Annotated in this window: 11 protein-coding genes; all 11 read left to right on the forward strand. The window is 37.7% G+C overall.

The window, feature by feature from the left end:
- Positions 1-15: 15 nt before the first annotated feature.
- The 11 genes from pyrH to infB all read left to right on the forward strand — a co-directional run bounded on the left by pyrH (position 16) and on the right by infB (position 13,554).
- On the forward strand, positions 16-744 hold the full coding sequence (gene pyrH / locus HF969_RS00515; protein WP_090288812.1) for a UMP kinase: 729 nt from the start codon (positions 16-18) through the stop codon (positions 742-744).
- A gap of 68 nt (positions 745-812) precedes the next feature.
- Positions 813-1,373 carry a ribosome recycling factor gene (gene frr, locus HF969_RS00520; protein ID WP_090288813.1) on the forward strand — a complete coding sequence of 187 codons (561 nt, stop codon included), beginning with the start codon at positions 813-815 and terminating at the stop codon, positions 1,371-1,373.
- Positions 1,374-1,530: 157 nt separating this feature from the next.
- Positions 1,531-2,253, forward strand: a complete 723-nt coding sequence (gene uppS, locus HF969_RS00525; protein ID WP_090288814.1) for an undecaprenyl pyrophosphate synthase — start codon at positions 1,531-1,533, stop codon at positions 2,251-2,253.
- Positions 2,254-2,280: 27 nt separating this feature from the next.
- Complete coding sequence (locus tag HF969_RS00530; protein ID WP_090288815.1) at positions 2,281-3,078, forward strand: phosphatidate cytidylyltransferase; 798 nt, start codon at positions 2,281-2,283, stop codon at positions 3,076-3,078.
- Between the two features lie 18 nt (positions 3,079-3,096).
- Positions 3,097-4,350: an RIP metalloprotease RseP gene (gene rseP, locus HF969_RS00535; protein ID WP_090288816.1), complete on the forward strand. Its 1,254-nt coding sequence runs from the start codon at positions 3,097-3,099 to the stop codon at positions 4,348-4,350.
- A gap of 61 nt (positions 4,351-4,411) precedes the next feature.
- Positions 4,412-8,725, forward strand: coding sequence for a PolC-type DNA polymerase III (locus HF969_RS00540; protein ID WP_090288817.1), 4,314 nt, complete (start codon positions 4,412-4,414; stop codon positions 8,723-8,725).
- Between the two features lie 116 nt (positions 8,726-8,841).
- Positions 8,842-9,315, forward strand: a complete 474-nt coding sequence (gene rimP, locus HF969_RS00545; protein ID WP_090288818.1) for a ribosome maturation factor RimP — start codon at positions 8,842-8,844, stop codon at positions 9,313-9,315.
- Positions 9,316-9,339: 24 nt separating this feature from the next.
- Complete coding sequence (gene nusA / locus HF969_RS00550) at positions 9,340-10,557, forward strand: transcription termination factor NusA (RefSeq protein WP_090288819.1); 1,218 nt, start codon at positions 9,340-9,342, stop codon at positions 10,555-10,557.
- A 21-nt stretch (positions 10,558-10,578) separates the two neighbouring features.
- Complete coding sequence (rnpM, locus tag HF969_RS00555) at positions 10,579-10,875, forward strand: RNase P modulator RnpM (protein ID WP_090288820.1); 297 nt, start codon at positions 10,579-10,581, stop codon at positions 10,873-10,875.
- Positions 10,872-11,198 (forward strand): L7Ae/L30e/S12e/Gadd45 family ribosomal protein, encoded by a 327-nt coding sequence (locus tag HF969_RS00560; RefSeq protein ID WP_090288821.1) that lies wholly within the window; start codon positions 10,872-10,874, stop codon positions 11,196-11,198. The genes rnpM and HF969_RS00560 overlap by 4 nt, the downstream gene beginning before the upstream one ends.
- Positions 11,199-11,220: 22 nt before the next feature.
- Entirely contained in the window at positions 11,221-13,554 is a 2,334-nt protein-coding gene (infB, locus tag HF969_RS00565) for a translation initiation factor IF-2 (RefSeq protein WP_090288822.1), read from the forward strand.
- The last annotated feature ends 8 nt before the right edge of the window (positions 13,555-13,562 follow it).

Below are 13,562 nucleotides of genomic sequence, written 5' to 3' on the forward strand. Positions count from 1 at the left end.
AGAAGGGTGAGAAAGATGGTAAAGACAAAATATCAAAGAGCAATTTTAAAACTAAGCGGTGAAGCTTTGGCAGGTCAAAATGGCTTTGGAATTGATCCAGCAACTGTTCGTTCCATTACACAAGAACTTAAAGAAGTTCACCAACTAGGTATTGAAATAGCAATTGTAGTTGGCGGAGGAAATATATGGCGCGGTTCCATCGGGGCCGAAATGGGTATGGACCGTGCGCAGGCAGATTATATGGGTATGTTGGCCACTGTAATGAACGCTTTATCCCTACAAGATGCCTTAGAAAACCTTGATGTCCCTTCTCGTGTACAGACTTCAATTGAGATGCGGGCAGTAGCAGAACCTTATATCCGTCGAAAAGCTATTCGCCACCTTCAAAAGGGTAGAGTGGTTATTTTTGCTGGTGGTACCGGCAATCCATACTTCACTACAGATACAACCGCGGCTTTAAGAGCTGCTGAAATCGAAGCAGATGTTATTCTAATGGCCAAGAACAATGTGGACGGCGTTTATAGCGCAGATCCAAAAACTGACCAAACAGCCACTAAGTTTGAGAATTTAACTCACCTCGATGTCATTTCTAAAGGTCTAAAGGTAATGGATTCCACTGCTTCTTCATTAAGTATGGATAATAATATACCTTTGGTTGTTTTCAATTTAAACGTTCCTGGTAATATTAAACGTGTAGTAATGGGAGAAAATATAGGAACAACGGTCGGCAATAAGAAAAATTAGTCTGACTTTCCTAAGAAAGTTGAATTGTGCTATAATAAGTTAAGTATGGAATTTATAGGAGGAAGAAGATGACTGCCGATACTTTGTTAAAAAACACTGAAAACCGTATGCAGAAATCAATTGAAGCTTATCAGCGAGAATTAGGAACAATCCGTGCAGGTGTAGCAAACGCTAGTATTTTAGACCGCGTGATGGTGGAATATTATGGCACTCCAACAGCTCTTAATCAATTGGCTTCGATTAATACACCTGAAGCTAGAATGTTGATGATTTCACCTTACGATAAAGGTTCTCTTGCGGATATTGAACGCGCGATTATGATGAGTGATGTGGGAATTACTCCAACTAACGATGGCGAAGTCATTCGATTAGTTATTCCTGCTCTAACTAAAGATCGTCGTGAAGAGTTAGTTAAAGTTGTGGGAAAAGAGCAAGAATCTGCAAAAGTTTCAGTCCGAAACATTCGTCGTGATGCAATGGATGAAGCCAAAAAGTTAGAAAAAGATAGTGAAATTACTGAAGACGATTTGAAGCGATATGAAAAAGATATTCAAAAGTTAACCGATAATGCCACCAAGGAAATTGACAAGCTTACTGCTGAAAAAGAAGATGAGATTAGAAATAACTAATAAGTTGGTAATCAAATCAAGTCAAGACAGTCTTGACTTGATTTTTTAATATTCAAAATTAGTTCTTATCTCCCATAGTATTCATTCAATTCCATTTCTCTCTTAACTTCTTTCTGCTATAATTAATGAGTATCTACCTCATTGAAAGGAAACAATTATGGATTTAAATAAGATAAATATTCCACAGCATGTAGCTATCATTATGGATGGTAATGGTCGATGGGCTAAAAAGCGTTTCTTACCGCGAGTGATGGGACATAAAAAAGGTGTTGAAACGATCAAAAAAATCACCATCCGAGCGCATCAATTAGAGATTAAAGTTTTAACCGTTTATGCTTTTTCTACTGAAAATTGGGCGCGGCCAGAAGAGGAAGTAAATTATTTGATGTCTTTACCTAAAGATTTCTTCGATTCTTTCATGCCCGAATTGATGCAAAACAATGTGAAAGTTACCTATATAGGTAATGCAGATCCTTTACCTGAAGAAACGAAAGCGATTTTAGATAAAGCTATAGAAAAGACGAAAGAAAATACGGGTCTTATCCTTAACATCGCTTTGAATTATGGTGGGCGCCAGGAGTTGGTTGAAGGCATAAAAGCCATTAGTCAAGCGGTCCTTAATCATGATATAAAGCCTGAGGAAATTAATGAGGATCTAATTAGTAGTACTTTGATGACTCAACATTTGGGTGATTTTTCTGAGCCCGATTTAATGATTCGAACATCTGGAGAATTAAGGCTCAGTAACTTTTTATTATGGCAGATTGCCTACAGTGAATTTTACTTTACCGATATTTTATGGCCAGATTTTTCGCCAGCTGATTTTGATCAAGCAATCGAAGAGTATAGTAAAAGACAGAGAAGGTTTGGCAAGATCTAATAACTTTAGAAAGGAGTAGGGATCGTAATGAAACAAAGAATTATTACAGCGATTATTGGGATCTCTATTTTCATACCATTTGTTATCGTTGGTGGAAGATGGTTTAGTTATGGTGTTTTGATTCTGGGAGCGGTAGCTCTATATGAAATGGCTGAGATGAAAAAAATTGATTATTTGAATGAAATTGGTTTAATATCAACTTTAGCTTTATCTTCAGTCCTTTTACCAGAAAAGTATTTTGCTCCTATCTTTTCTAATGCAGATCCGTTGATGATTTTCTATTTAGCGGGTATGTTATTACTGATTTTAACTGTTTATAATTATCAACGCTTTAATTTTGTCGATGCCTCTACTTTGATCTTTGCTTCTTTATACATTGGTTTTGGTTTTAGGTATTTGATTATGATTCGTGATTTAGGTTTATCCACTATCCTTTATCTTCTGCTAGTTATTTGGTCGACAGATACAGGAGCTTATCTCATTGGCAGAAAACTCGGTAAACATAAACTGGCTCCTCAAATTAGTCCTAATAAGACTGTAGAGGGAGCTTTAGGTGGAATCCTCACCGCTCTAATTGTGACCAGTATCTATGGGTTTTTTTTCACCGTAAAGATTCAAAATCCACAATGTCTTGGTTTTTTAACCATCTTGATCTCTATTTCTGGTCAGTTTGGAGATTTAGTGGAATCGGCTTATAAAAGGGATTTTGGAGTGAAGGATTCTGGCAAATTGCTTCCAGGACATGGTGGTGTCTTGGATCGCTTTGATTCAACTATATTTGCCAGCATCATGTTTGTCGTTTGGAATAATTTTTTAGGTGTTTAATTAGAAATGGGGTAAGTTATGTTAAAGACACTATTAGTTTTTTTAATAATATTTTCGATAATTGTCATCATTCATGAGTATGGACATTTATTCTGGGCTAAAAGGGCAGGCATATTAGTTAGAGAATTTTCTTTAGGGATGGGGCCAAAAATCTTTGCTAAGCAGGCAAAGGATGGCACAACCTATACTATACGTGCATTGCCGATGGGAGGTTATGTTCGATTAGCTGGTTTGAATGAGGAAGCTGAGGTTCAACCGGGTCAATCGATGGGGTTGACCTTTAATAATGAAAATCAGGTCGTTAGAATTAATTTAAGCGAATCCATTGATATTAACGAATTACCCGTTCGATTAGATCGAGCGGACTTAGTGAATGATATGGTGGTTGATGTATATGAACAGGGTAAAGAAGAATTAATAACTTATTCGGTTGATAAAGAAGCAGAAATTATTGAAAGAGATGGAACAGTTATTCGAGTGGCTCCTTTAGCCAATCGATATGAATCAGCTTCAGTTTTTAATAAAATATTAACCAACTTTGGAGGACCGCTGAATAATTTTATTTTGTCAATTATCGCTTTTGCAATTGTGGGATTTCTCTTGCCAGGGATACCCACTAATAGTAATCAAATCGGACAAATAGTGGAAAATAGTCCTGCTGCTCATGCTGGTTTACAAGCAGGAGATAAGATTACTAGTGTAAATAATCAATCGACGAAGAATTGGCAAGAATTAGTTGATCGAATCGGAAATTACCCTAAGGAAACGGTTCGTTTAGAAATCCAACGAAACGATCAAGTTATTGAAAAGCAAGTGCAATTAGCTGAGAATGAACAGGGAAATGGCTCTTTAGGGATCACAATCAGCGAATCGACAGCGATTAAAGATCGATTACTTTTCGGATTCACAGCCACGTATCGCACTTTTATCATGGTCATGTCTGCTCTAGCAACCCTGTTTACGCGTGGATTTGATTTAAATATGCTGGGTGGACCAGTAGCAATGGCACAAGCAACCAGTACCGTCGCCAATAAAGGAATGATTGACATCATTGCTTTTCTTGCTTCACTATCGACCAATCTTGGTATTGTAAACTTATTACCAATACCTGCTTTAGATGGTGGCAAAATTGTTCTCAATTTGATTGAACTAGTCAGAGGAAAGCCAATCAGTCAAGAAAAAGAAGGTCTAGTGACCATGGTGGGAGTAGTGCTTGTTTTAATCTTAATGATTGCAGTCACGTGGAATGATATTATGCGTGCATTTTTCTAGAAGCTAAAATCCCTGTCTATTCTATACAGGGATTTTTTCAAGTTTGAGAGAAAGGATTTTTATGGGCAAAGAACAAACATTATTTGATATTTTATTGGAACAATTAAATATAACAGATCCAGATATTCTAAGCTCCTTAGCGGGTGGTCAAATTGAGCAAGTAGAAGTTCTTGCAAATAGTCAATGTTGGAAATTTCATCTAGCTTTTCCAGAACGCATCCACCCAGACCTCTATTTAATTATAATGAAGGCAATGTGTGAGGCTTTTTCCGATATTGTTAAAACCGAAATATGGTGGCATTTTCAAGCGGATGATCCAAATAATATTCAAATAATTGAAGATTATTGGGAAAAGATTAAAGAAGTTATGATGGATGAAACACCTTTCTTAAAAATATGTTTACAAGATTCTTCATTTACTTATGATCCGGATACTCAATTACTTGAGATTGGTTTAGCTAGTCAAAGTCAGGTAGATATGTTTGACAATAAGTACGACCAAGTAATTAGAAAGTATTTTGAACAGGTTGGATTTGAAGGGGTCACCTTCACTTATTATGTAGACCAAGCGATTAGTGAAGCAAACCATCAAACGACCAAACAACGGTTAGAAGAACTGGATCAACAAAATTTACTTGCAGCCCTTGAAAATGAAGAAAAGAAACAAGAAAAACAAAAACAAACTGAAATTTCTCCTGAAGTCAAACCAGTAGGGAAAGAGATACCTAATATCAAACCGACTCCAATTCTTGATTTGCCTGATCATCAATATAAACAAGTAATTGAAGGTTATGTTTTTGCCAAAGATACTCGGGACTTACGTTCTGGTGAAGTTTTGTCTATCTTGAAATTGACCGATTATACCTCTTCGGTAGCTGTTAAATTAATATCTGGTAGAAGACTATCGAAAGACCAAATCGAACAGTTCCAAGTGGGCGATTGGTTAAGAATGGAAGGGGATATGGTTCCTGATAATTATTCGGGTGAATTCGATTTTAGACCCCGCTCGATCCGGAAACTAAATCCAGCCAAACGTCAAGACACTTTTGAAGGCCAAAAAAGAGTAGAACTCCATCTCCACTCGAATATGTCTCAAATGGATGCTACTAATACCATTTCTGATTATATTAAAACAGCCGCTCGTTGGGGTCATTCGGCGATAGCTATTACTGATCATGCAGGAGCTCAAGCTTTTCCTGAAGCCTATTATGCAGGCAAAGAGAATCAGATCAAAGTGATTTACGGAATTGAAGCGAATATTGTTAATGATGGAGAAGAAGTAGCATATAATGAGCGTGATCTAGATCTATCTGAAGCTAATTATGTAGTTTTTGATGTGGAAACAACAGGTCTTTCTTCAGTTTATGACCGAATGATCGAATTAGCCGCTGTCAAAATGCATAAAGGAAATGTAATTGATACCTTTGAGGCTTTCATTAATCCTGGTCACCCCTTATCTTCATTCACAACTGAGTTAACTGGCATTACAGATGCCATGTTAGAAGGTGCACCTAGTGAAGAAGACGTTGTCAATGAGTTTTTAGAATTTACTAAGGATACGATTCTCGTTGCACACAACGCTTCTTTTGACATGGGCTTTATTAATCAAGCTTATGTCCGTCATGGTTTTGCAAAGACGGACTTACCAGTCATCGATACCTTAGCACTCTCTAGGTTGGTTAATCCCCACATGAAAGGACACCGTCTGAATAATCTTGCTAAACATTATGGAGTCAATTTAGAACAACATCATCGAGCCATATATGATTCAGAGACAACTGGACATATTTTGTTCAAGCTTTTAGAACAAGCCAATGACCAGTATCAAATGACTCATCACTATATGTTGAATCAAGAAATGGGTAAAGGGGATGCCTATAAACAAGTGCGTCCTTTTCATGCAACCTTAATAGCCAAAAATCAAGCAGGACTCAAAGATTTATTTAAATTAATTTCTATCTCTAATGTCGATTATTTCTACCGCGAACCTCGGATCCCGCGTTCTGTTTTAAATCAATACCGTGAAAATTTATTGGTAGGATCTGGCTGTTCCGATGGTGAAGTTTTTATGACTCTTATGCAAAAAGGCTACCAAGAAGCCAGTGAGTTAGTAGCATATTATGATTATTTAGAAATTCAGCCACCTTCTGTTTATGATCGTTTGATTGAAGAAAGCCTAATCAGGTCACGTGAGGACCTGTTTAAAATAATGCAGGAAATGGTTAAATTAGCCAATGAACATAATAAGCTATTGGTGGCTACCGGAGACGTTCACTATCTTGAAGAAAGAGATTCAGTTTATCGTGAGATATTATTAAAGTCTCTAAAACGTAATGCCAATCGTGATTTGCATTTTCCTCCTTTGCATTTCAGGACGACCAATGAGATGGTAGAAGAATTTTCTTTCTTAGGAAAAGAACTTGCTTATGAATTAGTGGTGACGAACTCAAATAAAATTGCTGATTTGGTGCAAGATGATATTGAAGTTATCCACTCTAAATTATTCACCCCCAATATCGAAGGTTCGGATCAGAAAATACGTGATTTGGCCTATGGGAAGGCTTATGAAATGTATGGTAATCCTTTACCTGAATTGATTGAAAAACGATTGGAAAAAGAGCTACATTCAATTATTTCCAATGGTTTCGCCGTTATTTATTTAATTTCGCAAAAGTTAGTTTTAAAATCCAATCAAGATGGGTACTTAGTAGGATCACGTGGGTCGGTGGGATCAAGTTTCGTAGCAACGATGACAGGGATTACAGAAGTCAATCCACTAGCACCCCATTATTATTGTCCAGACTGTCATTTTAATGAATTCTTTACCGATGGTTCAGTAGGTTCCGGATTTGATCTTCCCGTTAAAGACTGTCCTTCTTGTGGTAAAGAATTAAAACGGGACGGTCAAGATATTCCTTTTGAAACCTTCTTAGGTTTTAAAGGAGATAAGGTTCCGGATATCGATTTAAATTTTTCAGGTGAATACCAACCGCAAGCTCATGCTTATACCAAAGAGCTTTTTGGCGAAGATCATGTCTTTCGAGCAGGAACCATCTCGACCGTTGCTCAAAAGACGGCTTTCGGTTATGTTAAAGGTTATCTTGAAAATACGATGACTCAAGTTCCACAAGCTGAAAAAGAACGACTGGCTAAGGGAATTGAAGGTGTTAAACGAACTACCGGCCAACACCCTGGAGGGATTATTGTTATTCCAGAGTATATGGATGTCTATGATTTTACACCGATTCAATTTCCGGCTGAAGATATTCACTCCGAATGGCGCACTACCCACTTTGATTTCCATTCTATTCATGATAATGTGTTGAAATTAGATATTCTAGGACACGATGATCCGACGATGATCCGTTTCTTACAGGATATTTCGGGTATTGACCCAAAAGATATTTCGTTTTCTGATCCAGATGTGATGAGTTTATTTTCTGGAACTGAAGCTTTAGGTGTAACGAAAGAACAAATTTTTTCCGATACAGGTACTTTAGGTGTTCCGGAATTTGGAACGAACTTTGTTCGAGGAATGTTAACCCAAACTAAGCCCTCAACTTTTGCCGAATTATTACAAATTTCTGGACTGTCCCATGGAACAGACGTTTGGTTAGGAAATGCTGAAGAATTGATTCAAAAAAACATTGTACCTTTGGCAAAAGTAATTGGTTGTCGGGATGACATCATGGTTACTTTAATGCAGTACGGTTTAGAAGATTCCCTAGCTTTTAAAATTATGGAGCATGTCCGTAAGGGGCGTGGTATCCCAGAAGAATGGCAAGCAGAGATGCGAGCGAATAATGTACCTGAATGGTACATTGAGTCTTGTTTAAAAATTAAATATATGTTCCCTAAAGCTCACGCAGCTGCCTATATTATGATGGCCTTACGGGTTGCCTATTTTAAGGTCCACTATCCGAAATACTATTATGCAGCCTACTTTTCGGTTAGAGCTTCAGACTTTGATATCATTGCCATGCACCAAGGTAAAGAAATGGTGAAACATCGTTTGAGAGAAATTATGGCCAAGGGTATGGAGGCTTCGGTTAAGGAAAATAGTTTGCGAACGGTATTAGAGTTAGCCAATGAGATGTTAGAGCGAGGCCTAAGTTTTCAAATGATCGATCTCGAGAAGTCGGATGCTAGTAATTTTATTATTGATGGTGAAAGTCTTATTCCACCATTTCGATCCATACCTGGCTTGGGTGCAGGGGCAGCCAAATCAATTGTTCAAGCCAGAGAAGAAGCACCCTTCATTTCGAAAGAAGACTTACAAAAAAGAGGGAAGGTTTCAAAAACAATTATGGAGTATTTGGAAGAGAATGGTGTGCTGGCTAATTTGCCAGATGAAGATCAGCTTTCACTCTTCTAAACTTGTTGATTAGTCGATAGTGTGATATAATTACTTTAGCAAATTATTCGAGGAGGAGTGGGCGGAAACGCTCGCTCCTTTAATATTCAAACTAGATAAAATAAAGAGGTGAATTGATGAGTAGAGTTATAGATAAAGTCCAGCCCTTAGTGGAACCGATTATAGAATCGTTGAATTGTCAACTTGTTGATATTGAATATCTTAAAGAAGGAAAACACTGGTTTCTAAGGATTTATGCAGATAAAGAAGGCGGAATAGATTTAGATCACTGTGCTTTAATTTCAGAGCGCGTTTCGGAAGTCTTAGATGCCATGCAACCTGATCCTTTTCCAGCGGCTTATTTTTTGGAAGTGTCATCTCCAGGCGCCGAAAGGCCCTTAAAGAATGAGGAGCAAATTCAGTCAGCCATTGGTGAATTTGTCCATTTTGATTATTATGCCCCTCAATATGGTGAAAAGCAGCATGAGGGCGTACTTTTAGATGTAACGGATGATCATTACTTATTAAAGGTTCAAATCAAAACAGTGAGCAAAGAACTTGAAATTGAGAAAAAAAGTGTCGCAAAGGCAAGACTTGCTGTTAAGTTTTAGCAAGATGAGATAGGAGAGTTAAGTGTGAGCAAAGAATTAGTGAATGCTATGAAGGTTCTTGAAGCAGAAAAGGGTATAAAACCGGAAATAATTAAGGAAGCTCTGGAGTCAGCTTTGATTCTAGCCTATAAAAAAAATTATGATCAAGCTCAGAATGTAGAAGTTGTTTTCAACGAAGAAACCGGAGACATCAAAGTATTTTCGGTAAAAGAAGTCGTTGATATTAATTATGATTCAACATTAGAAATATCTTTAGAAGAAGCTTTAAAGATCAACCGTGCTTATGAAATTGGTGATAAGATTAAGTTTGAAGTGACACCAAAAGATTTTGGTCGCATTGCTACACAAACAGCTAAGCATGTTGTTATGCAACGAATACGTGAAGCGGAAAGAGATATTATTTATGATGAGTTTATCGTTCATCAAGATGAAATCTTGACAGGGACAATTGAACGCTCTGATGCACGAAATATTTATGTCAACTTAGGCAAAGTAGAAGCAATTATGCCAGCAAGCGAACAGATTCCAACCGAGCAATTTCAAATGGATGAACGCGTGAAAGTATATGTGGTTAAAGTAGATAAAACGAGCAAAGGACCACAGATCGTTGTCTCAAGGTCACACGCTGACTTTTTAAAACGCTTATTTGAACAGGAAGTGCCTGAAATTTATCAAGGTGTGGTGGAAATTATCTCAATTGCTCGTGAAGCGGGCGATCGCTCTAAAGTGGCTGTTTATTCACGTGATTCGAATATTGATCCAGTTGGAACCTGTGTAGGTCCTAGAGGTTCTCGTGTTCAAAGCATTGTTAATGAATTGAATGGTGAGAATATGGACATTATTCAATGGGATGAAGATCCAGCGATCTTCATAAAAAATGCCATGAACCCTGCAGAAGTGTTGAAAGTCGTCTTTGATGAAGAGAATCATTCATGCGTCGTAGTTGTACCGGATTATCAATTATCATTAGCAATTGGTAAAAAAGGACAAAACGCAAGACTCGCTGCTCGCTTAACGGGTTATAAAATTGATATTAAGTCGGAAACAAGTTTTGCAGAATATTTACTGGAACAAGAAAATAAAACTGTAGAAAATGAATTAAGTCCGAAAGATCAATCCCTTAATGAAACACCTGATCCGGAAGACCAATCCCTACAACAAGATTTGACTGAAGCATCAAACGCAGAGGGAGAAGATTCTACCTATAAAGAAGAGGACGTTGTAGACCAAATAGAAGAATAGATAGTTTAAAGGAGGATGGACATGAGCCAAGCAAAAAAAAGAAAAATACCGATGCGTAAATGCGTTGTAACTGGTGAATCTCATCCCAAGAAAGATCTGATTCGGATTGTGAGAACGCCAGAAGGCAATGTCGAAATCGATCCAACTGGCAAAAAAAATGGCCGAGGGGCATATATTGCCTTAGATCCCGAATTAGCTCTCCAAGCTGAAAAGAAAAAAATCTTTAATCGCACCTTTGAAACAGAAGTTGATGCGGCTTTTTATGAAGAACTTTATCGTTTTCTTGACCACCAAAAGGCTCGGAAAGAATTATTATGACCCCAGAAGAAAAACAATTGAATTTATTAGGTTTGGCTCAAAGAGCCTCCAAGTTAATTTCCGGTGACGAATTAGTCACTAAAGCCACTAAGAACAAAAAAGTTAGACTTTTGATTATAGCGATTGATGCAAGTGATTCCACAAGTGAACGCTACCATCGTTTGGCAAGCGAAAAAAAGATAGCCATTAATCATAGCTTTACCAAATATCAAATAAGTCACGCAATTGGTAAATCACGAACCGTATGCGGGATTACCGATCGGGGTATGGCTGAAAAATTTTTATCTTATGTGACAGGAGAAAAGACAATGAACAAACAATAATACAAGATAGGAAGGTGTTTGTATGAGTACTATTCGTATATATGAATTTGCTAAACAAAACAACATGACTTCAAAAGAAGTCTTAGTACTTGCTGAAAATAATGGTTTCGAATTTAATAGCCACATGTCTTCAGTAACACAAGAACAACAAGAACAACTAAAAAAATTATTACAAAATCAACAGACTAGTGGAAAACAAACAAAAAAGGATGTTAAGAAGACGAAGCCAGTTAAGGAAACAAATCAAAAAATTGATCCGTCGAATGATGCACAAAAGAGTAAAACTCTAGAGAAAGCAAAAGCAGCTACTAAATCTTCTGCTGGAACGGATACGCATGCGCGCGATCGTAAAAATACAAACCCTAAACCCAAGTCTGATAAAGAAAAAGGTAAAGTAGCAACCAAACAAAATAAACCTTCGGGAGCAAGTCAACCAGCATCAAATAAAAAAGCGAGCCAAACTAAGGCATCAAACAGTACGAGTAATGATACGGGTGGTTCGAAGAGAAGTCGCGGTGACCGTCGCCGTGGGCGCCGTGGTAAGCAGAATACCTATCAAAAAGAATCAAAAGGGTTAACCGCCCGTAAACATAAGGATTTGCCAGAGGAATTTCACTATACTGAAGGCATGAACGTGCAAGATATTGCAAAAGGCTTTCACCGTGATGCCACTGAAATTATAAAAAAATTGCTCCTTCAAGGTGTCATGGTTAATCAAAATCAGGCCCTTTCAAAAGAAGTTATTGAACTAATCTGTATAGAATATGGTGTCGAACCTGTGGAAAAAGTGATTGTTGAAGTATCTGATTTAGACCACTACTTCGAAGAAGCGCAAGAAGATGAAAATCAAACCCTTCGTCCACCAGTGGTGACAATTATGGGGCATGTTGACCATGGTAAAACAAGCTTGCTCGATTCTTTCCGTCATTCAAGAGTCACTGAAGGGGAAGCAGGAGGAATTACACAGCATATTGGTGCCTATCAAATTGTTTTAAATAATAAACCAATTACATTCTTAGATACACCAGGACACGCGGCTTTTACAACAATGCGTGCTCGTGGAGCGGATGTAACTGATATTACAATCATTGTAGTCGCAGCAGATGATGGAGTAATGCCTCAAACAGTTGAAGCAATTAACCATGCCAAAGCAGCGGATGTTCCAATTATAGTAGCGATCAATAAAATTGATAAACCAGAAGCTAATCCCGATAAAGTCATGACAGAGTTGTCTGAACACGGCATTATTTCTGAAGCTTGGGGCGGAGAACATATTTTTGTTAATATTTCTGCTAAGTTCGGAACTAATCTTGATGAGTTACTAGAAATGATCTTATTAGTAGCAGAAGTTCAAGAATTGAAAGCTAATCCAGACCGCTTGGCCTTAGGATCTGTGATTGAAGCCCGTTTAGACAAAGCAACGGGAGCAACAGCAACGTTACTCGTGCAACAAGGAACACTTAATATTGGGGATCCAATTGTTGTAGGAAATACCTATGGTCGAGTGCGAACCATGGTTAATGATCAAGGACGTCGTATCCGTTCAGCGGGCCCATCTATGCCAGTTGAAATTACAGGGTTAAACGATGCTCCTCAAGCAGGCGATCAATTTGTAGTCTTTGAAGATGAAAAGACCGCCCGTCAAGCCGGGGAAGAAAGAGCACAAAAAGCTCAAGAACAACAAAGAGACCTTAAGAAAAAAGTTACTTTGGACAATCTCTTTGAAACCTTACAAGAAGGAGAATTACGTTCCGTTAATGTTATTCTTAAAGCCGACGTGCAAGGGTCAGTAGAAGCGCTAGCCGCTTCATTAATGAAGATAGATGTTGAGGGAGTAAAAGTCAATATTGTCCATCAAGCAGTTGGGGCAATTAATGAAGCAGATATTACCTTAGCGAATGCATCTTCTGCGATAGTAGTAGGTTTTAATGTCCGCCCAACTCCTCAAGCAAGACAACAAGCTGAAGAAGATCAAGTAGATATTCGCCTCCATAATATTATTTATAATGTGATTGATGAAATTGAAACTGCTATGAAGGGATTACTTGATCCTGAATATGTTGAAGAAGTGACCGGTCAAGCAGTTGTTCGCGAAACCTATTCTGTTTCTAAATTAGGCACAATAGCTGGATCCTTTGTTTTAGATGGATTCATTGAACGTACCAGCAAGGTTCGTCTAATTCGTGATAATATTGTTATTTATGAAGGCGATCTAGCTAGCTTGAAACGCTTTAAAGATGACGCAAAAGAAGTCAATAAAGGCCTGGAATGTGGTATTATGATCGAAGGATACAATGACATTAAAGTAGATGACATTATTGAAGCGTATCGTATGGTCGAAGTTGAAAGAAAATAAAGGAGTAT

Origin of the sequence: Facklamia miroungae (assembly GCF_012396555.1) — a bacterium.
GTDB classification, from domain to species: Bacteria; Bacillota; Bacilli; order Lactobacillales; family Aerococcaceae; genus Facklamia; species Facklamia miroungae.